General features: G+C 62.8%; 22 protein-coding genes. 11 read left to right on the forward strand and 11 right to left on the reverse strand.

Features of this window, described 5'->3' with window-relative positions; translation table 11 throughout:
• Positions 1–158 precede the first annotated feature (158 nt).
• The 3 genes from CGK93_RS21405 to CGK93_RS21415 all read left to right on the forward strand — a co-directional run bounded on the left by CGK93_RS21405 (position 159) and on the right by CGK93_RS21415 (position 4,518).
• Positions 159–1,358, forward strand: coding sequence for an allantoate amidohydrolase (locus tag CGK93_RS21405; RefSeq protein ID WP_089596548.1), 1,200 nt, complete (start codon positions 159–161; stop codon positions 1,356–1,358).
• Positions 1,355–2,713 (forward strand): formimidoylglutamate deiminase, encoded by a 1,359-nt coding sequence (locus CGK93_RS21410; RefSeq protein ID WP_089596549.1) that lies wholly within the window; start codon positions 1,355–1,357, stop codon positions 2,711–2,713. The genes CGK93_RS21405 and CGK93_RS21410 overlap by 4 nt, the downstream gene beginning before the upstream one ends.
• Positions 2,714–3,048: 335 nt before the next feature.
• Positions 3,049–4,518 (forward strand): sugar porter family MFS transporter, encoded by a 1,470-nt coding sequence (locus CGK93_RS21415; RefSeq protein WP_089596550.1) that lies wholly within the window; start codon positions 3,049–3,051, stop codon positions 4,516–4,518.
• 71 nt (positions 4,519–4,589) lie between these two features.
• On the opposite strand, the gene CGK93_RS21420 is transcribed toward CGK93_RS21415, so the two are convergent.
• From CGK93_RS21420 to CGK93_RS21435, 4 genes are all read right to left on the reverse strand, one after another.
• Positions 4,590–5,828 (reverse strand): MFS transporter, encoded by a 1,239-nt coding sequence (locus CGK93_RS21420; protein ID WP_089596551.1) that lies wholly within the window; start codon positions 5,826–5,828, stop codon positions 4,590–4,592.
• 47 nt (positions 5,829–5,875) lie between these two features.
• Positions 5,876–6,316 carry a MarR family winged helix-turn-helix transcriptional regulator gene (locus CGK93_RS21425; RefSeq protein ID WP_089596552.1) on the reverse strand — a complete coding sequence of 147 codons (441 nt, stop codon included), beginning with the start codon at positions 6,314–6,316 and terminating at the stop codon, positions 5,876–5,878.
• A gap of 27 nt (positions 6,317–6,343) precedes the next feature.
• Entirely contained in the window at positions 6,344–7,801 is a 1,458-nt protein-coding gene (locus CGK93_RS21430) for an HNH endonuclease (RefSeq protein ID WP_089596553.1), read from the reverse strand.
• A gap of 90 nt (positions 7,802–7,891) precedes the next feature.
• Complete coding sequence (locus tag CGK93_RS21435; RefSeq protein ID WP_089597686.1) at positions 7,892–8,362, reverse strand: GNAT family N-acetyltransferase; 471 nt, start codon at positions 8,360–8,362, stop codon at positions 7,892–7,894.
• Between the two features lie 139 nt (positions 8,363–8,501).
• Here CGK93_RS21435 and CGK93_RS21440 point away from each other — a divergent pair, with 139 nt between their 5' ends.
• From CGK93_RS21440 to cycA, 5 genes are all read left to right on the forward strand, one after another.
• Positions 8,502–8,831, forward strand: a complete 330-nt coding sequence (locus CGK93_RS21440) for a PadR family transcriptional regulator (protein ID WP_089596554.1) — start codon at positions 8,502–8,504, stop codon at positions 8,829–8,831.
• A gap of 1 nt (position 8,832) precedes the next feature.
• Positions 8,833–9,198, forward strand: coding sequence for a DUF1048 domain-containing protein (locus tag CGK93_RS21445; RefSeq protein WP_089596555.1), 366 nt, complete (start codon positions 8,833–8,835; stop codon positions 9,196–9,198).
• On the forward strand, positions 9,195–9,986 hold the full coding sequence (locus CGK93_RS21450; protein WP_089596556.1) for an ABC transporter ATP-binding protein: 792 nt from the start codon (positions 9,195–9,197) through the stop codon (positions 9,984–9,986). The genes CGK93_RS21445 and CGK93_RS21450 overlap by 4 nt, the downstream gene beginning before the upstream one ends.
• A complete protein-coding gene (locus tag CGK93_RS21455; RefSeq protein ID WP_089596557.1) occupies positions 9,983–10,744 on the forward strand; it encodes an ABC transporter permease in 762 nt (253 codons plus the stop codon). Before CGK93_RS21450 ends, CGK93_RS21455 begins: the two co-directional genes overlap by 4 nt.
• Positions 10,745–10,921: 177 nt before the next feature.
• Positions 10,922–12,382, forward strand: coding sequence for a D-serine/D-alanine/glycine transporter (cycA, locus tag CGK93_RS21460; RefSeq protein WP_089596558.1), 1,461 nt, complete (start codon positions 10,922–10,924; stop codon positions 12,380–12,382).
• A gap of 98 nt (positions 12,383–12,480) precedes the next feature.
• On the opposite strand, the gene CGK93_RS21465 is transcribed toward cycA, so the two are convergent.
• The 7 genes from CGK93_RS21465 to CGK93_RS21495 form a co-directional block, all read right to left on the reverse strand.
• Positions 12,481–13,239 carry an iron ABC transporter ATP-binding protein gene (locus tag CGK93_RS21465; protein ID WP_089596559.1) on the reverse strand — a complete coding sequence of 253 codons (759 nt, stop codon included), beginning with the start codon at positions 13,237–13,239 and terminating at the stop codon, positions 12,481–12,483.
• A 13-nt stretch (positions 13,240–13,252) separates the two neighbouring features.
• Complete coding sequence (locus tag CGK93_RS21470) at positions 13,253–14,269, reverse strand: iron chelate uptake ABC transporter family permease subunit (RefSeq protein ID WP_232481450.1); 1,017 nt, start codon at positions 14,267–14,269, stop codon at positions 13,253–13,255.
• Positions 14,262–15,269: an ABC transporter permease gene (locus CGK93_RS21475; RefSeq protein ID WP_089596560.1), complete on the reverse strand. Its 1,008-nt coding sequence runs from the start codon at positions 15,267–15,269 to the stop codon at positions 14,262–14,264. Before CGK93_RS21475 ends, CGK93_RS21470 begins: the two co-directional genes overlap by 8 nt.
• A 26-nt stretch (positions 15,270–15,295) precedes the next feature.
• Complete coding sequence (locus CGK93_RS21480) at positions 15,296–16,246, reverse strand: siderophore ABC transporter substrate-binding protein (protein WP_089596561.1); 951 nt, start codon at positions 16,244–16,246, stop codon at positions 15,296–15,298.
• A gap of 169 nt (positions 16,247–16,415) precedes the next feature.
• A complete protein-coding gene (locus tag CGK93_RS21485; RefSeq protein WP_089596562.1) occupies positions 16,416–17,564 on the reverse strand; it encodes a mannitol-1-phosphate 5-dehydrogenase in 1,149 nt (382 codons plus the stop codon).
• Complete coding sequence (locus CGK93_RS21490; protein WP_089596563.1) at positions 17,564–19,648, reverse strand: PTS mannitol transporter subunit IICBA; 2,085 nt, start codon at positions 19,646–19,648, stop codon at positions 17,564–17,566. Before CGK93_RS21490 ends, CGK93_RS21485 begins: the two co-directional genes overlap by 1 nt.
• A 66-nt stretch (positions 19,649–19,714) precedes the next feature.
• Positions 19,715–20,437, reverse strand: coding sequence for a TetR/AcrR family transcriptional regulator (locus CGK93_RS21495; protein WP_024818530.1), 723 nt, complete (start codon positions 20,435–20,437; stop codon positions 19,715–19,717).
• 129 nt (positions 20,438–20,566) lie between these two features.
• Here CGK93_RS21495 and ptsP point away from each other — a divergent pair, with 129 nt between their 5' ends.
• Genes ptsP through CGK93_RS21510 form a run of 3 tightly spaced genes read left to right on the forward strand, consistent with a single transcriptional unit; the run spans position 20,567 to position 23,054 of the window.
• Positions 20,567–22,267 carry a phosphoenolpyruvate--protein phosphotransferase gene (ptsP, locus tag CGK93_RS21500; protein WP_089597690.1) on the forward strand — a complete coding sequence of 567 codons (1,701 nt, stop codon included), beginning with the start codon at positions 20,567–20,569 and terminating at the stop codon, positions 22,265–22,267.
• A 30-nt stretch (positions 22,268–22,297) separates the two neighbouring features.
• Entirely contained in the window at positions 22,298–22,576 is a 279-nt protein-coding gene (locus CGK93_RS21505) for an HPr family phosphocarrier protein (RefSeq protein WP_089596564.1), read from the forward strand.
• 55 nt (positions 22,577–22,631) lie between these two features.
• A complete protein-coding gene (locus CGK93_RS21510; RefSeq protein ID WP_089596565.1) occupies positions 22,632–23,054 on the forward strand; it encodes a helix-turn-helix domain-containing protein in 423 nt (140 codons plus the stop codon).
• Positions 23,055–23,071 lie beyond the last annotated feature (17 nt).

Genomic DNA, 23,071 nt, shown 5'->3' on the forward strand with positions numbered 1-23,071 from the left:
AAGAGTTTTTTGAAAAATGAGAGACAGGGCCGGTTACGTGACGCCGAATGCCCCGCAGGAAGGCGGGCATGTTTCGGCAGTGTAAATACTCGCGCGAACCCTTGCCAAGGGCTGGCATGTGGTTTTTACTTGGTGGCAGTCTTCAATCGGAGGAATACGTGGAAACCGTCAATCAACTCTTGTCCTCAATCCAGGATGTGGGCCGCGACGCGGTGCGCGGAGGATACTCAAGGGCCGTCTTCACGACGCCTGAACTGGACCTCAGGCAGTGGTTCGTTGAGCAAGCCCAACACCGCGGCCTCGACGTCGAGACGGACCGCAACGGGATAATGTGGGCCTGGTGGGGCAAACCCCAAGAGGGCGCACTCGTCACCGGGAGCCATCTCGATTCCGTGCCTGGTGGCGGCGCATTCGACGGACCTCTCGGTGTCGCCTCCGCGTTGGCCGCCGTCGATATCCTCAAAACCCGGGGATTCCAGCCTCCAAGGTCGCTCGCGGTCACCGTTTTTCCTGAGGAGGAAGGATCCCGCTTTGGCGTCGCCTGCCTGGGATCGCGACTCCTCACCGGTGCGATAGACGCCGACAAGGCCCTGAACCTGCGCGACGTCAACGGTGACACCTTCGCCGACGTCGCCGGCGCCAACGGCTTGGATCCCCGTCACATGGGCCCGGATCCGGAAGCCATGGCGCGTATCGGCGACTTCGTCGAACTCCACGTTGAACAGGGAAAGGGCCTGGGGCAGGATGGCCCCGCCATCGCCGTCGGGAGTTCAATCCTGGGGCACGGGCGCTGGAAAATCAGTGTCAGCGGCCAGGGAAACCATGCCGGCACCACGCTCATGGCGGACCGCGCCGACCCGATGGTCGCGGCCGCGCAGATCGTCCTCGCCGTTCGCGAAACGGCGGCCAGGCAGCCGGACGCCCGAGCCACCGTAGGCCGACTGACGCCGGTTCCGGGCGGAACCAACGTCATCGCTTCGCGCGTCGATCTTTGGCTGGACGCCCGTCATCCCGACGACGCCGTGACAGCTCAACTCATCGAGGGAATCTACCGTGCAGCCCAGGATGTCGCAGCCGCAGAGGGTTGCACCGTAACCCTCACGGAAGAGTCGTACAGCGACACTGTCCACTTTGATGCCGGCCTAAGCCGTCGTATCACCGACATACTGCCAGCTGCTCCCGTCCTGGCAACCGGCGCGGGGCATGACGCTGGTGTACTGGCCGGCTACGTTCCCTCCGCCATGGTTTTTGTCCGCAACCCCAGCGGCATTTCGCACTCACCGGAGGAATACGTGGCCGATGAGGACGCCTCAGCCGGTGCCGTTGCGCTAGCTGATGTTTTGGAGGGACTTCTGTGAACGCCTTCTGGTGTGAGACGGCCGTCATCGCCATCAATGACGGCGACGGCGGCCATACAGAGGTTGCCACCGGCGTACGTGTCGAAACCAGCGATGGCCGCATCTCCGCCATCCACGCCGGCGTTCAGCCCCTGCCCGACGACACAACGCTGGCGGGCGTCGCCTTCCCCGCAGCTGCGAACGCACACTCCCACGCCTTCCACAGGATCCTTCGCGGAAGAACCCACGATGGACACGGAGATTTCTGGGTGTGGCGGGAGCAAATGTACCGGAGCGCGTCCGAGCTGACTCCTGAGAAGTACCAGAAGCTCGCTACCGCCGTCTTCGCCGAAATGGTAGTCAGCGGATTCAGCAGCGTCGCCGAATTCCATTACGTCCATCATCAACCCGCAGGCGCGCCCTATGCGGAGCCACATGCCATGGAGCTGGCCCTTGCCCGGGCAGCCGTGTCTGCCGGGATCCGGCTCACACTTTTGGACACGCTGTATCTGACGGGCGGAATTGGCACCCCTCTGAGCCGTGACCAAGCCAGGTTCGGGGACGCGGATGCCCTGGCTTGGTTGGACCGGCTGTCCTCCCTTCGGGCTGCGATAGCAGAGGAGTTTCCGCCCGAGGTGGTGGGTGTCGGAGCTGCCCTGCATTCCGTCCGCGCGGTGCCGGAAGAAGCCCTGAAAATCGTTGCCGAGCAGCTACCCAGGGACATTCCGCTTCACATCCACCTGAGCGAACAACCTGCTGAAAATGACGCATGCATGGAGGCATACGGCACCACTCCGACCGGACTCTTGGAACGCCACGGCCTCTTGTCTTCCAGACTTTCAGCTGTCCATTCCACGCACCTGACCCAGGAAGACATCGCTTTGCTCGGCGGAGCGTCCACCACCGTGGTGATGTGTCCGACCACGGAAGCCGATCTCGCAGACGGGATCGGCCCTGCCCGGGAACTCTGCGACGCAGGAGCCACCATCGCCCTGGGCACTGACCAGCATGCGGTGATCGACCCTTGGATTGAAATGCGCACCTTGGAACAAGGGGAACGGCTGGGCAGCGGGCAACGCGGAAGGTTCTCGCCCGGAGAGCTGCTGGCCGCGGCCACTGAAGGAGCCACTCATTCCATGGCCACCCCCATAGCCCCACAGGCCCTGCAGGTGGGCGGGGTTTGCGACATCATGGTCATCAATCCCGCCTCCACCCGGACCGCGGGATCCCGGCCCATGCAGCTGGCTTTCAGCGCGACGGCGAGTGATGTCACGCAGGTGGTCATCGGTGGTGAACTGATCGCCTCGAACGGGGTGCACGCGGGTCTTGGGGCTCCAGGGGCCCTCCTGACCGAAGCACTCAAGGAGTTCTCCTAACGCCGCCAGCGCGTCTGCCGGAAAGTGACGACGGCGGGGCCGTCATTTGACCCCATAAGGGACGGTCCGTCGTCGCGCTTTGTGTTCAAGTAGTTCCGCCAAAGCGCCCCTTTTGGCACCCCAATGCACACGGAGGCGCCGCCCAGCGAACACACAGCCGCCAAACAGACAGCTATACGTTAATAACCTGAATGCATGTCACGTCGGTCACTTGACTGGAACTGGAGCGATATGACGTGCCACACTGTGTAGCGCGAGTGCACCGGCGTCCCCGTCGGAACAGCCGACGACGTCCCGCACCTCGCTCCCACAACACCATTTCCCAAGGGAGACCCATGTCCAGTTCCAGCACCGAAGGCGCGCCCCCCGTTTCGCGGAAAGTGATCGGCCTGGCCGTCGCCGGCGCGGTGGGCGGTTTCCTCTTCGGTTTCGATTCCTCCGTGGTCAACGGCGCCGTGGACGCGATGGCGGACGAGTTCGTCATGAGCGAGGCATTGACCGGCTTCGCCGTTGCTGTTGCGTTGCTGGGGTGCGCCGCCGGTGCCTACTTTGCCGGGAAGATTGCCGACCGCTACGGACGCATCCCGGCCATGAAGATCGGCGCTCTGCTGTTCCTGGTGAGCGCCATCGGCACAGGCCTTGCCTTCAGCGTATGGGACCTGATTTTCTGGCGGCTGGTCGGCGGCCTGGGCATCGGCCTTGCCTCGGTCATTGCTCCCGCATACATCTCCGAGATTTCGCCCCGCCACGTGCGTGGCCGTCTGGCTTCGCTCCAGCAACTCGCCATCACTACAGGCATCTTCGCCGCGCTGCTCTCTGACGCAGTTCTTGCCAACTCGGCAGGCGGCGCCGGCGGCACGTTGTGGCTTGGTATCGAGGCGTGGCGTTGGATGTTTATCGCCTGCGCCGTTCCGGCAGCCGTGTACGGCTGGATCGCTTACCGTTTGCCCGAGTCCCCTCACTTCCTGGTGCTCAACGGCAAGGAAGACCAGGCCCGCACTATCTTCGACAAGCTCATCCCCGGCGACGACATCGAGCGGCACATCCGCGAGATCCGCGATTCCATCCAGCAGGAAAAGCTCTCCACCAAGAAGGGCTCCCTGCGCGGCAACAGGTTCGGCCTGCTGCCAGTCGTGTGGATCGGCATCATCCTGTCCGTGCTGCAGCAGTTCGTCGGCATCAACGTCATCTTCTACTACTCCACCACGCTGTGGAAGGCTGTCGGGTTCCAGGAAAAGGACTCCCTCACGATCTCCGTCGCCACGTCCGTAACCAACATCCTGGTGACCCTCGTGGCCATCGCCTTGGTGGACCGCATTGGACGACGACCCATTCTGCTCACCGGCTCCATCGGCATGGCCGTATCCCTGGGCGTCATGGCGCTGGCCTTCTCTTCAGCAACCGGGTCCGGCTCGGAAATCACGCTTCCCGGCGCTTGGGGCCCTGTTGCTTTGGTTGCCGCCAACGTGTTCGTGATCAGCTTCGGTGCCTCGTGGGGTCCGCTCGTGTGGGTGCTGCTGGGTGAGATCTTCCCGTCCCGCATCCGAGCCCGCGCTCTGGGCCTTGCTGCCGCCGCTCAGTGGATCGCGAACTTCGCCATCACGCTCAGCTTCCCCGTCATGGCAGCAGGTTCACTCCCGCTGACGTACGCCATGTACGCGGCGTTCGCTGCGGCGTCGTTCTTCTTTGTGATGTTCAAGGTTCCCGAGACGAACGGCATGTCCCTGGAGCAGGCCGAAACGTTGTTCGTTCCCAAGGGCGCGCCAGTGGCGCCGTTGCCGGTGGCTTCCGACGAATCCAAGTAGACGCGAAAGAGGCCCGGCGGATTGAATCCGCCGGGCCTTTCCGTGTCTGGAGTTCGTTTAGGTGCAGGCCACTACACGAGGTGCGGCTCATGCGCTGTCAGGTACTCACGACCACAGACGGAAATGACGATCGCGACCACCATGGCAGCCGCGCCGGCAAAGAACGGAACCTGCGGCCCGAAGTGCTCGCCGAGCTGAGCCGCCGCGAAGGGAGCCAGCGCACCGCCCATCCAGCGCACAAAGTTGTAGCCCGCCGAAGCGACAGGACGCGGCGAATCAGAAACGCCCATGGCCAGTTCGGTGTAGACAGTGTTGTTGATGCCCAGCAGTGCACCAGCCACGATGACAAGCACGACGACGGCAGTCACCGAGTGCCCTGCGGCCAGCCCCAGCCCCACCAGGTCAAGCATGAGGACAGCCAGCGTGCCAGTCAGGACCTTCACTGCGCCGAAGCGCTTCTGCAGTACGGGAGCAACGAATACCGAGAAAACAGCGACGGCGACACCCCATCCGAAGAACACTCCCCCGATTCCGTATGCGTCCATGCCCAGGATGAAGGGCGTGAAGGCAAGAATGGTGAAGAACCCGTAGTTGTAGAACAGCGCACTGGCTGCAGTGGTGCGGAGTCCCTTGTAGCCCAATGCCAGGAGCGGGTCACGCAAGCGGGACTTCTTTGCCGGAGCGGGCGTCTTCGGCAGGAGAGCCAGAAGTGCCACGAAGGCTGCCGCCATGAGGACAGCGGTACCAAAGAACGGGGCGCGCCACTGCCACCCGCCAAGGAGTGCGCCCAAGAGTGGGCCGAGCGAGATGCCCAGGCCCAGGGCTGCTTCGTAAAGGATGATGGCCGTGCCGGTTCCACCGCTGGCCACGCCGACGATCACGGCAAGGGCCGTCGCAACGAACAGGGCATTACCGAGACCCCAGCCCGCGCGGAACCCGACCAATTGTTCAACGCTGCCGGCAAGGCCTGACAACGATGCGAACACCACGATGATAGCCAGGCCGATCAGCAACGTTTTCTTGCCACCGATCCTTGACGACACGAAACCACTGATCAACATGGCGATGGCCGTCACCAGGAAGTAGCTGGTGAACAGCAGCGACACTTCACTGGTGGACGCCTCAAGATTCTTGGCAATTGCCGGCAGGATGGGGTCAACCAGGCCAATGCCCATGAAGGCAAAAACTGCGGCGAGGGCGGTGGCCCACACTGCCTTTGGCTGCTTGAGGAAGGAAGCTTTTTCAGCCTCCAGGGTGGTTTCGAGGGTTGTTTCGGCGCTTGCTGAAGCGTCAGCCAACTGGCGTGACATTCAATGGCTCCTTGTCGGTGCTGGTTTTCTGGTGGTGCTGGATTTTCTTAGTTCTGGAACGAGCTGTTGAGCTTGGCGATCACGGGCAATGCCGCGGCGAGGTGCTCGATTTCCTCGCTGCTGAGGTCCTGAAGCAGTTCGGCCACCATGGCGTTGCGCCGCTGATTGGCAGACTCGACGGCGGACGCCCCGGCTTCGGTGATGACCACCTGGACTGCTCGCGAATCGTCCGGATCCTGCTGGCGGGTGACCAGGCCGGCGCGCTCGAGCTTGATGATTTGCTCGGTGGCGCTGGGGACTTTGATGCCCAGGTTCTTGGCGATGTCGCCCACGCGAAGGCCGCCGTCGGAGGTCATGGACAGCAGGCTGAGCTGCGCGGCGGTAAGGTCGCCTTCAGGATCGAGGCGGCGGAACATGTACACGCCGAGTCGTAGTGACTCGCGAAATTCCTGCGCTAGATCAAGCAACCGGGGATCAAAAGGACTCATATTTAGGTATCCTAATAGTTAGGGAACCTAAGAGTCAATAAACTGGTCGGCCTGAGCCACCTTCTCCCGCCCAGCTCCGGCTTCGAAGTCCGGCACATTCACTGATCGACCATGCCCGGGAAGGGGCGGCGCGGACGATCGGTAGCTATGCCCTGTTGGGGTGCTGATTTCCAGGGTGTGGACGTCGTCGGGCAACCGCCGTGCCGCCCAGCCAGGATTTTCCTTGGTGTGGTTGCACGCTTCGCAGAGCCCTGCACTGTTGCTCACAGTGGTGGTGCCACCTGCATGCCACGGGACGACATGATCGATGTGTCTAATGGGCGCGTCGCAGTAGGGCGTGCGGCAGGTGTCGTCCCGGACTTCGACGAAACGCCTCAACCTCGGCGGGAAGAGTCGCGCCTTGGAGTCCATGGTGATGAGCTCGCCCGTGGACGGCGCTGTATAGAGGCGGCGAAGCCACACCGTGAACTCTGGATCCTGCGTTGGCGCTGGACTACCGCCCGTCGCAGACTGCCTCGTCTCACGCGCCTCGTCCAGGGCAGCCCCTCCGGCTCCAACCAGGGCCCTCGCCCACTCCGCTGGGACTATCCCGTAGCCCTTCAGCCGCGCCGGCTCACTGTCCCCCTGCAACAGTGTGCGGTCCGTCATGATGACCTCAAGATCGACTCCACTGATTCCGCCGCGTCTGCCGGTAATGCGCTCGACGAGGGCGTCTGCCATGATTTGGCCCCTGTTCCGTGATTCACCAGAGGAACGTACAGAGTCCGCCTTCCGGGTGAGCGCAGCATAGACAGCAACCCCATGGGCGACAGGAAGCAGGGCGGTCAAATACGTCATGGCGTCCGGCGCAGGGCGCAGGCTGACCGTCCGTTCGGTGGCAGCGTGGAGGGCACGCTGGGCAACGGTACGGGGATCGCGCCGATAAGCGGCGGCTTTCGCTGCGGCGATGATGGCCTTGTCACCGACACCGTCGAAGGTGCCTGCGTCAGCTGCGAGTTCCTCGTCCACGGCGGACCGATCTTCCAAGGAGAGGCAGGCCGTCTCTTTCACGAGCAAGGTGGCGCGCCATTCATTGAGCTGTCCGGATTCCAGTGCAGCCATGGTGCGCGGCATCTCCTTCACCAACGCTTTCCCCAACCCAAGGAAACGGGAGCCTCGGCTTGGTGATTCGCGACGCGCCAACGCGACCTGCGCCCCGGCGTCCCGACCCTGCTCTGACGCAGGAATGCCGGCCGACGCTTGCTCGCGGCGCTGGGCGAGCTCAAAGGCTACGGCCGCCCGGGCCTGGACACTGGCGATAGCCGATTTCAGATCCTCCAAACCGCGCAGTTGATCAATCAGTTCACCACTGCTCGACCCAAGGCGAAGAGCCCTCAGCAGCCCCATAAGAGCCGGGACAGTGGGCACGGAGCCGTCCGATTGAGGCCCCATCAGGAGGGCATGTGGGTCCATATCAATCGCTTGCCGCTCCCGAATCTTCTCCATGGCCCAACTCTTCCAGTGGGCTACGGGCCCCATAAGGCCGGAATCTCCCTATGTGGAAAACAAGCCACTACCGCCGGCCAGCGTCCCGGCTCAGAGCGTAAGCTTCATGCCCTCATGGCTCGCCACAAAGCCGAGCCGTTCGTAGAAACGGTGCGCTGCCGTACGGGATTTGTCAGTGGTGAGCTGCACCAGGGAGCAACCCCGCTCCCGCGCCTGCTCAAGTGCCCACTCGATCATCAGCGCCCCAACACCCTGGCCGCGCAGCACATCGGACACCCGAACCGCCTCGATCTGGGCACGCCAGGAACCCTTGCGGGACAAGCCTGGCAGGTAGCTGAGTTGGAACGTGGCCACCACCTCGCCCGCGAGCTCGCCCACCACCAGAAGGTGGGCCGGGTCGGCGTCGATCGCGTCAAAAGCCTGCTCGTACGGCGCTGAATCGTCGATGTTCTCGCGGGTGGCACCCAACTGGTCATCCGCGAGCAGCGCGAGGATCCGCGGCAGGTCGGCTTTGGTGGCGCGTCGAAGGCTGAAGGTTCCAGGCCCGACGTCGGCGGTCATCAAAGTGGGCGCGGTACCAAATTCTGCAGTCACCACCCCAGCATGCCATTTTGGTAAGAACTCAGTATTGCTAAGTACCGGTACTTAGTTCTACCATGTAGTGGTAGCTAGTAATACTGAGTACTAAAGGAGGTGTCCAATGGGCAAGCAAATGACGGAGATGCTCAAAGGCACGCTGGAGGGCATTGTGCTGGCCCTCCTGACCGGAAAGGCAGCGTATGGATACGAGATCACCACGTTGCTCCGGGAGCAGGGCTTCACCGAGATTGCTGAGGGCACCGTGTATGCGCTGCTGGTCAGGATCGAACAAAAGGGGCTGGTGGACGTTGAAAAGCGGCCTTCTGAAAAGGGACCACCCCGCAAGGTGTACACGCTCAACCCCCAGGGCCAAAAAGAACTGAACGAATTCTGGAACACCTGGAGCTTCTTGTCCGAACGGCTTGAACAGCTCCGCAAGGAAGGAAATTAACATGGCAGCAAAATGGATCGAACTGGTCACCGGATCACTCGAGCAGAAGAAGCAGTACAAGCAAGCCAAGGCACGGCTGGATTCCCTGCCCGAGCCCTACCTGACCGTGGCCACCGCCTTCAACCGGTACTTGATGTACTACGGCGGCGTCACCGAGGGCGACACCATGGTTCAGATGTTCACGGACCTCGCAGACCTCTGGGAACGCGCCGCAATCGACGGCACGCCCGTGGGCGAAATCGTGGGTGAAGACCCCATCGAATTCGCTGAAAGCTTCGCGCAGGCCTACGGCGGTAAGCGCTGGATCGACAAGGAACGCGAGCGCCTCACCAAGGCAATCGACAAAGCGAAGGAGGCGGGATTATGACCGCTCCAGCAATCCGGGTGGACGGCATTGAGAAGTCGTACAAGGATCTCCACGTCCTGCGCGGGGTGGACTTCGAGGTAGCGTCGGGCAGCATTTTTGCCCTTCTTGGCTCGAATGGCGCCGGCAAGACCACCATGGTGAAGATCCTCTCCACGCTGCTCACAGCGGATGGCGGGCAGGCCGCCGTCGAGGGCTTTGATGTTGCCACCGAATCGCTTCAGGTGAGGCAGTCCATCAGCCTGACCGGGCAGTTCGCGGCAGTGGACGAGGTCCTGTCCGGCAAGGAGAACCTGATCCTGGTGGCGAAGCTGCGGCACTTGAAGAACGCGGGACAGATCGCGGATGAGTTGCTGGCGCAGTTCAGCCTCACTGAGGCCGGGCCCCGCAAAGTAGCGACGTACTCCGGCGGCATGCGTCGTCGCCTGGACATTGCCATGAGCTTGATCGGCAACCCCAAGGTGATCTTCCTGGACGAGCCGACCACGGGCCTCGATCCCGAGGCCCGCCTTGAGGTGTGGCAGATCGTCAAGAACCTTGCCAAGCAAGGAACCACGGTCCTGCTCACCACGCAGTACCTCGACGAAGCTGAACAACTCGCGGACCGAATTGCCATTCTGCATGAGGGACGCATCATCGCGAATGGCACCTTGGCCGAACTCAAGCAGTTGCTGCCGCCGGCCAAGATCGAATACGTCGAAAAACAACCGAGCCTGGAGGACATCTTCCTGGCCCTGGTGGGCACCAACGCTCCAGCCGGTAACAACGAGTCAGTGAAGGACAGGTCATGAACACGCATTTCTTTGCAGACACCTCAGTTCTGCTGGGCCGTTCCATGCGACACATCTTCCGGAGCGTTGACACCATCATCACCACTGCGATCACCCCGATCGCCCTCATGCTGCTGTTCGTCTACGTATTCGGCGGAGCCATCAGCACAGACACCGAGAACTACGTGAACTACTTGCTCCCGGGCATCATGCTGATCGCGATCGCTTCCGGCATCGCTTATACGGCAGTCCGGTTGTTCACGGACATGCAGAGCGGCATCTTCGAGCGGTTCCAGTCCATGCCGATCGCACGCTCCTCGGTTCTCTGGGCGCACGTCCTGACCTCCTTGGTGGCCAACGGACTCTCGCTGGTGATCATCGTCCTGGTGGCGCTCCTCATGGGCTTCCGCACCTCAGCCAGCGTGCTGGACTGGCTCGCCGTCGCGGGTATCCTGGCGCTCTTCACCTTGGCGCTGACGTGGATCGCGATCATCGCGGGCCTCTCAGCGAAGTCCGTCGACGGCGCGGGCGGGTTCTCCTATCCGCTGATCTTCCTGCCGTTCATCAGCTCGGCCTTCGTCCCAACGGAGACCATGCCCGGCCCGGTCCGCTGGTTCGCCGAAAACCAACCGGTCACGTCCATAGTGAACACTCTCCAGGATCTGTTCGCCCAGCGTCCGGTGGGTGGCGACATCTGGGTAGCCCTGGCATGGTGCCTGGGGATCCTCATTGCCTCCTACGCATTTGCCACTGCCGCCTACAAGCGCCAGATCGCCTAGTCACCGCAGCATAAGAAACAGCGCCAAACAAAGGCCTAAGCTCCCCCTTCATCAGGGCGGGAGCTTTCGCCATTCAGACCGATTCGCCTTTCGTCAGACATTAGCTATAGCTTTATCGAACAGATTTGTAACGGCCGTCACTATTATGGGCGGGTCCTTCGAAGGGTTCTTGAACTAATGTCCGACCAGACAACACAGGGGCAGCTCCGCGCCTCCAGCAGGGACAGCGAGCCTCACCTGTCACGCTCGCTCAGCAACCGCCACATCCAACTCCTGGCCATTGGCGGCGCCATCGGAACCGGCCTCTTCATGGGCTCCGGAAAAACCATTTCCGTCGCCGGCCCCTCCGTGATCTTCGTGTACATGATCATCGGCTTCATGCTCTTCTTCGTCATGCGGGCTATGGGCCAGTTGCTGCTTTCCAACCTGAACTACAAGTCCTTCAGCGACTTCGCAGGCGACCTCCTCGGCCCGTGGGCGGGCTTCTTCACCGGCTGGACCTACTGGTTCTGCTGGGTAGTCACCGGCGTGGCAGACGTCATCGCGATTGCGGGCTACGCCAACGAACTCTGGCCGGGAATCCAGCTCTGGATCCCGGGCATCGCCACCATCATCATCCTGCTCCTCCTGAACCTGCCCACCGTTAAGGCGTTCGGTGAGACCGAATTCTGGTTCGCCCTCATCAAGATCGTCGCCATCGTGGCGCTGATCGTGGTGGGCCTGGTCATGATCTTCACGGGCTTCCAGTCCAACGCAGGAACCGCGAGCTTCACCAACCTCTGGAGCCACGGCGGTTTCTTCCCCAAGGAATTCATGGGCTTCGTGGCCGGCTTCCAGATCGCCGTCTTCGCCTTCGTCGGCATCGAGCTTGTTGGCACCGCAGCAGCCGAAACCAAGAACCCGGAGCACAACCTCCCCCGCGCCATCAACGCCATCCCCCTGCGCGTCATGCTGTTCTACGTAGGCGCCCTCATCATCCTCATGTCCGTCACCCCGTGGACCGAGTTCAAGGCAGGCCAGAGCCCGTTCATCGCCATGTTCTCCTTGGCCGGTTTGGGCATGGCCGCAACCGTGGTCAACCTCGTAGTGCTTACCTCGGCCATGTCATCGGCCAACTCGGGCATCTACTCAACGTCCCGCATGGTCTATGGCCTGGCCAACGATGGCGACGCCCCGAAGCTCTTCGGCCGGCTCTCCAGCCGCAAAGTACCCCAGAACGCGCTGTTCCTCTCCTGCGTCCTGCTGCTGGCCGGCGTCGCGCTTCTCTACGCGGGCAAGGACGTTGGCGTCGCGTTCGACATGGTGACCACCGTGTCCGCCGTCTGCTTCATGTTCGTGTGGTCGATCATCCTGGCCAGCTACCTCGTGTACCGCAAGCGCCGTCCCGAGCAGCACGCGGCCTCGCCCTTCAAGATGCCCGGCGGCATCCCGATGGTGTGGGTGGTCTTCGCGTTCTTCGCGTTCCTTGTCTGGGCGTTGACCACGCAGCCGGACACGCTCACGGCACTGCTGGTGACGCCCATCTGGTTCGCCATCCTCGGCGTCGCCTACGCGGTGGTCCGCAGGACGCCCCTCCACCAGGCCCGCGTGGCCGAATGGAAGGCCATGTCCGAGGCCGAAACCGCAGCCGCGCGCTGACTCTTAAAGCGCGCTAAGCCTTAACAAACAGAGCCCGACGTCGGCACCCAGCTTAGGTGCCGACGTCGGGCTCTACTTGGTGCAGGGACAGCAAAGCGTCAGGCGAAGTACACGCCGATCCGGTTGCCGTCGATTTCCTCAATGCGGATGTCGATGTCGTAAACATCGTGCAGCATCCCTGCGCGCATGATCTCCGAGGGTGTGCCCTGATGGATGAGCCGGCCGTCCTTCATGGCCAGGATGGTGTCCGAGTAGCAGGACGCGAAATTGATGTCGTGCACCACCAGGACGATGGTCTTTCCGAGCTCGTCGGCCAGTCGGCGCAGCAGCCGCATCATTTCCACGGAGTGCTTCATGTCCAGGTTGTTAAGCGGTTCATCGAGCAGCAGGTATTCGGTGTCCTGCGCCAGGACCATCGCGATGTACGCGCGCTGACGCTGACCGCCGGAGAGCTCATCGACGAACTTGTCAGCCATGGACGTCAGATCCAACTGCCGGATGGCCTCGTCCACGTGTTCAAGGTCCTCCACCGTGGGCCGGCCGCCGCTGTGCGGGAAGCGGCCAAAAGCCACGAGGTCGCGGACGGTGAGCCGCATGGTCAGGTGGTTTTCCTGCCGCAGGATGGCCATGGTCTTGGCCAGTTCCTTGCTGGGCGTCGCTGTGACATCCAAGCCAGCCACCGACACTCCCCCGACGTCCATGGGCTGGAGGCGGCTGATCAAGGAGAGCAGAGTGGACTTGCCCGCCCCGTTGGGGCCGATGATTGACGTGATGCCGCCACGCGGGATCTCGCAGGTGACGTCGTCCAGCACGGTGGTGCCGCCGTAGCGCTTGGTCACGTTCCGGACGGTGATCATGGGCAGACCCCAATCATTTCAGTGAGCCTTTCAGCAACAGGTAAAGGAACAGGATGCCGCCGGTGAACTCGATGATCACGCTGAGGGCAGTGGCGAAACCGAACACGCGTTCCAGCAGCAACTGGCCACCTACCAAGGCGATGGCGCCGATGAGGACCACTATCGGGAGCAGCCAAGCGTGCCGGAAACCGCGGCAGAGCTGGTAGCCGAGGCTGACCACCAAGAGCCCGAAGAACGTCACCGGCCCAACCAAGGCGGTGGAAATCGCCACCAGCAGCGAGCACGCGAGCAGCACCCGCATCACCACGCGCTTGTGGTCGACGCCCACGTTGATGGCCACTTCCCGGCCCAGCGCCAGCACGTCCAGAGTGTGCCGCATCCGCCACACCCCAACGCACACCAAGGTGATCAGCACAGCAGAAACACCCAGCAGGCCGGGATCCACATTGTTGAAACTGGCGAAGAACAGGTCCTGGAGGACGATGAATTCGCTGGGTTCCATCAGCCGCTGCAACAGCGAGGAAAAGCCGCGGAACAGCGTCCCCAGGACGATTCCCACCAGCAGCAACAGGTGGAGCGATCGCGTGGCTCCGGTGAACATCCACCGATACAGGAACGCGCTGAACCCCACCATCAGCAGGATCTCCAGCCCGAACTTCAGCGTGGACGGCGCGGTGGCCAGCGTCGCCGCACCAGCCACGAACGCCAGCGCGGTCTGCACCAGGATGTACAGCGAATCGAAGCCCATGATGGACGGCGTCAGGATCCGGTTGGCCGTCACGGTCTGGAACAGCAGAGTAGAAACGCCCACCGCCACGGCCACCAGCAGCATTGCCGAGACCTTGATGGCCCGCCGCGGCAGGATGTAGGCGATGTTGCCCTTGAGGTCGATGGTCAGGAAAACGGCAACGAGTACGACGGCGGCAATCGCCAAGACGGCGATCACCAGTCCCGGCGGCGTGCTTCGGATAGTGTCGCGCCAACGGGTACGGGCGGAAAGACGGGGTGCGGTCTGGAGTGTTTCAGGCATTGCGTTTCCTCAACAGCAGGAAGAGGAACAGGATGGCACCCAGCACGGACATGACCATGCCCACCGGCACTTCGTAGGGGAACCGGATGGTCCGGCCGATGATGTCGCAGAGCAGCACGAACGCTGCTCCGAACAACGCCGTCCACGGAACAGCCCGGCGGAGGTTGTCGCCGAAGAGCAGGGACACAATGTTGGGCACTACCAAGCCGAGGAACGGCACGGCACCCACGGTGGTCACAACCACCGCCGAGATCAACGAGACAATCATCAGCCCCAGCCGCATGGTGCGCGCATAGTTCAGGCCGAGGTTGGTAGTGAAGTCCTGCCCCATGCCGGCCACGGTGAAGCGGTCGGCAGCAAAGAGGCCCACCAACACCAGGACCGCCACGATCCACAGCAGTTCATACCGCCCACGGAGCACGCCGGAGAAGTCTCCGATCATCCAGTTGCTCAAAGTCTGGAGGAGATCGAAGCGGTAGGCGAAGAACGTGGTGACGGCTGCGATGATGCCACCCAGCATGATGCCTACCAGCGGAATCAGCAGGGTGTTACGGGCAGGAAGCCTGCGGAGAATGGCCAGGAAGAGGGCGGTGCCCAGCACGGCGAACACAGAAGCCACCAGCATTTTGGTGAGAATCGGAGAGTCCGGAGCCAGCACAGTGACCACCAGGATTCCAAGGGTGGCCGACTCCACGGTGCCCACGGTGGACGGCTCGACGAAGCGGTTCCGGGCCATAAGCTGCATGATCAACCCGGCAACGGCGACCGCCATCCCGGCCAGGACCACAGCCACGGTGCGCGGCACCCGGGAGACCCAGAAGATTTCCCAGGCACCGGCGTCGTTCGCCACCAAGGCGGGCAGCGAAACGTCGCTGACGCCCACAAATATGCTGCCCACGGCGATCACCACCACCACGGCGGCAGCCGCAACCAGACGGGCGGTTTCGCCAGTCCGGTTGCGGCTTGCTGCTGCCGTGGGGCGCACGGCTGTAGTTGTCACGTCAGGATTTCAGATGGAGCGGGTTGTCAGGCGACCGAGTCGGCCACTGCCGTGACCATGGCCTGGACGTTGTTCAGTCCATAGCCCACGATGTACCAGCCGGCGGGATCCAGGTTGACGATCTTGTTGTTCTTGGCGGCGTTGGTGGACTTCACGAGCTCGTTGTCCAGGATGGGGTTGGCGGTGGAGCTTGCGGTGCCGATCGCGGTGTCGCGGTTGATGACGTAGAGGATGTCCGGGTTGGTTTCCTTGATGTATTCGAAGGAGACAGCCTCGCCGTGGGAGCCCTCGGACTTGACGTCAGCCGCCGTCGGGACGCCCAGGACGTCGTGGATGATGCCGAAGCGTGAGCCCGCGCCGTAGGCGGTAACTTCGCCACCGGAGGTCAGGACGATCAGGCCCTTGCCGGCCGAAGCGGCTTTGGCCTTGGTGTCCGCGACGGTCTTGTCCACTTCTGCGAGCTTGGACGCGACCTCGTCTTCCTTCTTGAAGATCTTGCCGAGCTTCTCGGTCTGGGCCTTGAAGCTCTCCATGGGCTTGGCCGCATCAACGGAGAGGTCGATGGTGGGGGCGATCTTGCTCAGTTCCTCGTAGGCGCCGGCAGTGCGGCCGGAGACGATGATGAGGTCCGGGGCTGCGGAGCTGACGGCTTCGAAGTCGGGTTCCTTGAGCGAGCCCACCTTTGCGTACTTTGCCTCGGAGAACTTCTTGAGGGCCTCCGGGTAGCTGGCCTCGGGAACACCGGTGGGCTCGACGCCGAGCGCGTTCATGGTGTCCAGGACGCCGAGATCGAAGGTGACAACCTTGGCCGGGTTCACGGGAACGTTGGTGGTTGAACCCTGGGCGTGCTCGATGGTGATGGTGCTGGCTTCCCCAGGCTGCGAAGACGCCGTTGCCCCGCCTCCACAGGCCGTAACGGTCAGCAAGGCAGCGCCTGCAACCAGTGCCCCGATGTAGCTCGACAGCCTCTTTTTCACGCCAGTACTCCACTCACTAATAAGTCACAGATGTGTTGCCTAATTGCGCTTTGACTCTATTAGTAAGGTGAGGCTAACTTCAAAATCGAAAGGCCCTCCAGCGGGTATTTGTGACTGAAGTCACGCTTTTTTCTCCCGCCGGAGAGCCTTTGTCACTTTCGAGCGGCGCTTACGCCTCGGCCTGCCGATCCTCCACGAGCTTCAGGACCGCCGGGAAGAGCGGGTGCGACGGCGTCAGTTCCGTGATGCGTTCGACGGCGGCAGCCGCGTCCAGTTCGGACAGCAGAGTGGCAAGCTCCACGGCTTCGTCATCGTTGCCGTCGTCGAAACGCAGCGCTGCGGACATCGCCTCAAGGAGGGCCACTGGAGTGACGCCACGCTCGGCGAGTTCCGCGGCGGGGCCGATGAAACGCTCGTGCCGGCTGAGCTTACGCAGGGGCGCCCGACCCACGCGGTTCACGGCGTCCGGCAGGTGCGGATTGGTGAAACGGGACAGGATCTTCTGCACATACGCTTCCTGCTCCGCCTCAACGAACCCGTGCTTGGCCACCAACAGTTCCTTGGTTTCCTCCAGCACTGCACGGACCTTCGCTGCAACAGACGGATCCGCCATGGCATCGGAGATCTTCTCCAGCCCGGCCTGGTAACCGAAATACGCCGCCGAAGCATGGCCGGTGTTGACCGTGAACAGCTTGCGTTCAATGTACGGGCCCAACTCGTCCACAAACGTGGCTCCGGGGATGGTGGGCACCTTGTCACCAAACGGCGTCCGGTCAATGACCCACTCGTAGAAGGTCTCCACCGTGACATCCAGCCCCTGGCCCGGAGCCTGGTTGGGGACAATGCGGTCCACAGCCGTGTTGGCAAAAACCGCGATGGCGTCCAAATCACCTGCGGAAGTGTCCCAAGCCGACACGATCGCCGTGTGCAGGAGGTCCGTGGCGTTGATGGCATTCTCGCAAGCCATCACGTGGAGAGGCGGCAGGTCCGTGGGACGGGCCGCCAGCCCACGGGCGATCACCGGCGCCACGAACTTCAGGATGTGCGGCCCCACCGCCGTGGTGACCACATCCGCCGTCGAGATTTCCTCCACAACAGCGGCTTCCTGCGACGCGGAGTTGAAAGCGCGGAAACCAGTGACGGTCTTGACCGCTGGATTCTCACCAACCTCGTGGACGTCGTAGCTGCCGGCCGCGGCGAGCTGGCTGATCAGCGCGTCCGCGACATCCGCGAACACCACCTCATAGCCGGCTTCATGAAGCAGCAGCCCCACGAAGCCACGCCCGATGTTTCCTGCCCCAAAATGGACTGCCTTCACTATGCATTGACCTTTCTGAACAGCTCCAGGACCTCGTCGACCGTAGTGGCCTCCTCCAACTGGGCAACTTGTGCCTTGTTGGTGAAGATCTTGGCAATGGAAGAGAGGATGTGGAGGTGCTCATTGTTGAGGCCGGCGACACCGACCACGAACTTCACTTGCTTGCCGCCCCAGTCGATGCCCTCGGGGTAGCGGATGATGGACACGGCCGAGTGGTTGATGTGTTCCTTGGCATCGTTGGTGCCGTGCGGGATGGCCAGGAAGCTGCCCATGTAGGTGGATACGGATTCCTCGCGCTCGTGCATCGCGTGGACGTAGCTGACATCCACGGCGCCGCGGTCCAGCAGGAGCTTTCCGGCCTCGTCGATCGCTGCGTCACGGTCGGCTGCCGTGCCGTTCAGGACCACGCTTTCGCGGAGCAGGACACCTTTACCTTCGGCTGCTTGACCTTCGACGGCGGCAGTCTGCTGAGCGACATGCGCGCCGTGGCCGGCGGCTGCTGAAGTGGCTGCGGCGGTGGGCTGGGCGTCTCCGGCAGGGGCCGCCGTCGTGCCTGTTTCAGCTGCAGCGCCTTCACTGTTGCTGCTCCGCACCAGTTCAACGATCTCTTCGTACTTGGGACTGTTCATGAAGTTGTCCACCGAGTAGTGCACTGCGCTCGACGTGCGCGGCTGGGCGCGTTCGGTCAGGTCCTGGTGCGTGACCACCACATCGTAGGTGTCGTTGAGGTTGGCGATGGCCGAGTTGGTGACCTTGACGTCCGGGAAGCCGGCCGCCTTGATCTTGTTGCGGAGGACCGAGGCACCCATGGCACTGGAACCCATGCCGGCGTCGCAAGCGAACACGATGTTCTGGACCGGGCGGGTGAGCACGGTACCGGGCTGGGCGCCGCTGGTGCCTGCCTGTTCGCCGGCGCGGTCACCAACAAGCGCGGAGGAGACGGAGCTCTTCTTGCCCTTCATGGCTTCCATCCGGGACGTTGCCGCCGAGAGATCATCCTCGCCCGTGTTCTTTGAAGCGCGAAGGATGACCGACGCAATGAGGAAGGACACGGTGGTGGCCAGAATGACCGAGAGGATCACGCCAAGATAGCTGTCCCGCGCGGTCTGGGCGAGCACTGCAATGATGGAACCCGGTGCGGCCGGAGCCACCAAACCTGCGTTGGTGATGCTGAGCGTGGCGATTCCCGCCATGCCGCCACCGATGGCAGCGAGGATCAGGATGGGCTTCATCAGGACGTACGGGAAGTAGATCTCGTGGATGCCCCCGAGGAAGTGGATGATCGCTGCACCGGGAGCCGAAGCCCTGGCTGCACCGCGTCCGAAGAACATGTACGCCAGCAGGATGCCCATACCGGGACCGGGGTTGGCTTCGAGGAGGAACAGGATGGACTTGCCCTGTTCCAGTGACTGCTGGATGCCGAGCGGTGTCAGCACGCCGTGGTTGATGGCGTTATTGAGGAAGAGGACCTTGGCCGGTTCAATAAAGATGCTGGTCAGCGGCAGCAGACCGTTGTTGACCAGGAACTCGACCACAAGCCCCGCACCATCGGTGAACCACTTGACCACCAAGGCGAGGCCATAGAAGCCGCCCAGAGCCAACGCTGCACCCCAGATACCGGCGGAGAAGTTGTTGACCAGCATTTCGAAACCGGGACGGATCTTGCCATCCCAGATGGCGTCGATCTTCTTCATGGTCCAGCCGCCCAGGGGGCCCATGATCATGGCGCCGATAAACATAGGGGAATCTGTACCCGCAATGACGCCCATGGTTGCGATGGCGCCTACGACACCGCCGCGCACGTCATAAACCATCCTGCCGCCGGTGTAGGCGATCAGGATTGGCAGGAGGTACGTGACCATGGGACCAACGATGCCTCCGTTGGGATCACCATCGGCGTTGGTGCCGAAGCCACCGAGGGCGGGCACCGGAATCCAACCCTTCTCGATGAACAGGGCTGTGATGAGGCCCCAGGCGATGAAAGCGCCAATGTTGGGCATGATCATGCCGGACAGGAATGTTCCGAACTTTTGAACACCAACGCGGGCGCTGGTGCGGGGCTTCGCAACGGTCTCTGTTGCCATGTGAATTCCTAACGTGTGTCCCGCGGCGGCGCGGGGTCAGTCGATATAGATCGAGAGAGAACAGCCTTAGGAGCTGCTGGAAATGCGGTGAAGCCATTCAAGGAAGAGCTTCAGTTCAGAGCTGGAAAGTTGGTCCGAATGTGAGGCCTGCAGGGCCGCATTCAGGGCGATTGCCGCAACAACCACGGACGACTTACCGGAGTCGTCCGCTGCGGCGCCACGGGCGGTGTCCGTGGAGACGGCAAAAATCATGGAATCCCGGGTCATCGTTGAGAGCTCGAGGTTCCTTTCTTCCACCGGTTCTGCGATCAGCATGAGCGTGACGCCCACGTTGGCCGCGAGGATGCTTCGGGCCGCTTCGCGGGGCGGCACGTTGATCTGACCGGAAATTGCGGCCTTGTTCAGCATTTCCTCCAGAAGCACTTCAGCATCGGCCACGATTGCCGGACGGCTTTCCGGCCTGATATTGCCGAACATCACCAGATACAGATGCGGCTGGCTCAGCCCGAACTGGACGTGGTTGTCCCACATCCGCCGGACGTCTTCCAAAGGCTCCCCGGACGGTGCAAAATCCCGCTCCCCCGCCACATACTCTTCAAATCCAGCTGAAACGACGGCGTCGAACAAGCCTTCTTTGTCGCCAAAGTGGTGGTAAAGCGTTGGCGCCGTGACCCCGGCAAGCTTGGTGATCTGGCGCGTTGAGACCGCTGACCCCTCCGAATTCGCCAGCAACTCGGCAGCTGCGCGAAGCAACCGAATTTTAGGCGGAAGCTGGTCATCGAAACTCATAACCGCTACCCTAGCACCTATAGCGTTGCTATATGAAGTGGCTCACAAAGGAATTTTGTAGGCTAGTTTTCGAGGCTCCCGGTGCCGTCGCCGGCGGGTCTGAACCAACAAGCAGGAACAGAGGATTCAGTGCAGAATTTCCAAGGAGTAGGGGTAAGCCCTGGCCGCATCATTGGTTCCGTCCGCCAGATGCCCAAGCCGGTGGGCGAACCGCCGTCGGGAGAGCGTTTGGCCGCGGACGTTGCGCCGGAAGACGCCGTCGCAGGCTTGAAGGCTGCCGCGCAGTCCGTCCATGACGAGCTCAAGGGACGTGCGGAGAGCGCTTCGGGCGATGGCAAGGCCGTCCTCGAAGCCACCGCCCTCATGGCCAAGGACACCATGCTCCTGAAGTCGGCGGCCAAGCTGATCAATGCAGGCGCCTCCGCCGAGCGTGCCATCTGGGAAGCCGGCGCCTCCGTATCCGAAATGCTGCACAATCTGGGCGGCTACATGGCCGAGCGCGCCACTGACGTCCTGGATGTGCGTGCCCGCATCGTGGCTGAACTCCGCGGCGTGCCCGCACCGGGCATTCCTGCTTCGGACACGCCCTTCATCCTGGTGGCCGAGGACCTCGCGCCGGCGGACACCGCAACACTGAATCCCGCGGTGGTGCAGGCGCTGGTGACCTCCGGTGGTGGCCCGCAGTCCCACACGGCCATCATCGCGCGCTCGCTCGGCCTGCCTGCAGTGGTCGCGGCGCACGGCGTTGACGACATTGCCGATGGAACCGAGATCTACGTCGATGGTGCGGCCGGTTTCGTGGCGGCTTCACCCTCTGACGAGCACCGCGCTTCTGCCATCGCATGGGCCGAAACGTCAGCCACCCTTGCTGAATTCGACGGAAACGGCACGACGGCGGACGGGCACTTGGTGCCGCTCCTCGCCAACGTTGGTGGAGCCAAGGATGCCGTGGCAGCCGCCGCTTTGGGTGCCCAGGGTGTTGGCCTGTTCCGCACCGAGTTCTGCTTCCTGGAACGCGACACCGAACCTTCCGTGGACGAGCAAGCCGCAGCGTACAAGGCCGTGTTTGACGCATTCCCGGGCAAGAAAGTTGTCCTGCGAACCCTGGACGCCGGCGCCGACAAGCCCTTGCCGTTCCTCACGGACGCCACCGAACCCAACCCTGCGCTGGGTGTCCGCGGCTACCGCACCGACTTCACCACGCCGGGGGTCCTGGAGCGCCAGCTTGAGGCCATCGCCCGGGCAGCCACGGAATCCGATGCTGATGTGTGGGTCATGGCACCCATGATCTCCACCGCTGCCGAAGCCGGACGCTTCGCTTCACTGTGCGCAGCTGCCGGGATCCAGACGCCGGGTGTCATGGTGGAAGTTCCCTCTGCCGCCCTGACCGCTGCCACCGTGCTGCGCGAGGTGGGGTTCGCTTCCCTGGGCACCAACGACCTCACCCAGTACGCCATGGCCGCCGACCGCCAGCTCGGCCCCTTGGCCGAACTTAATACCCCTTGGCAGCCCGCCGTCCTTCGGCTCGTGCAGCTCACCGTGGAAGGCGCAGCCCAGGAAAGCTCAGGCCGTGAAGGTGACGCCAAGCCCGTGGGTGTTTGTGGAGAGGCAGCCGCCGACCCGGCCCTCGCCGTCGTGCTTACCGGACTGGGTGTGACCACACTGTCCATGACCGCCCGGTCGCTGGCCGCCGTCGGGACTGTGCTGAAAACCGTCACGCTTGAGCAGGCGCAGGAACTCGCGCGCCTGGCCCTCTCCGCACCCAGCGCCACCGAGGCCCGCGACTGGGTCCGCGCCAAGCTCCCGGTACTCGAAGAACTCGGCCTCTAACTTCTGTTTGTTTCTGTCAAAGGAGAAACCATGCCCGAACGCACAGCCACCATCGCCAGCCGCTCCGGCCTGCACGCCCGCCCCGCCGCCTTGTTTGCCGAGGCCGCGGGTGAGCAGCCGGTGGAGGTCACCATTGCCATGCAGGGCGAACCTGCCGATGACGCGCTCGACGCCGCCAGCATCCTTTCGCTCATGACCCTCGGTGCCGCCAAGGGCGACGTCGTGGTGCTGCGGGCCGAGGGTGACGGTGCCGACGCTGCGCTGGACGCACTGGTGAAGCTGCTGGAGACGGACCTGGACGCGGAGTAGCTTTCGCTGGGCTGTCCCGAGGCCTGCAACGCGCGGCTCACGCTAGGCTTCTGCCATGGCATTGATAGCTCCCCGCGTCACCGCAGGACTCCCCGCCGACGACGCCCGGAATCTGGCGCGCTCCCTCCAGGACAGCGACGACATCACCGTGTTCGTGGACGGCACAGTCCACCGCCTGCCGGACGAGGCGAGGGACGCCGTCGTCGACCTCCTCGCGAGGCTGGGCCGCGGCGAAACCGTGACGGTCAGCAGCGTGGAGGAAATGCTCACCACTTCGCAGGCCGCCGAGCTCGCGGGGATCTCGCACACCTATCTGCGCAATATGACCGACCGCGGCGAAATCCCCGTGGAATACCGCGGAACGCATCGTCGGATCCGGCAAGCTGCCATCATCGCGTGGCTGGAATCCCAGAAGAAGAAACAGGCAGAAACCGCTGTGGACCAACCCGACGGAAATGACGTCAAAGCCGGCCAATAGTGTCGACAGTGATAAGG

This window comes from Arthrobacter sp. YN (genome assembly GCF_002224285.1).
GTDB lineage: Bacteria > Actinomycetota > Actinomycetes > Actinomycetales > Micrococcaceae > Arthrobacter.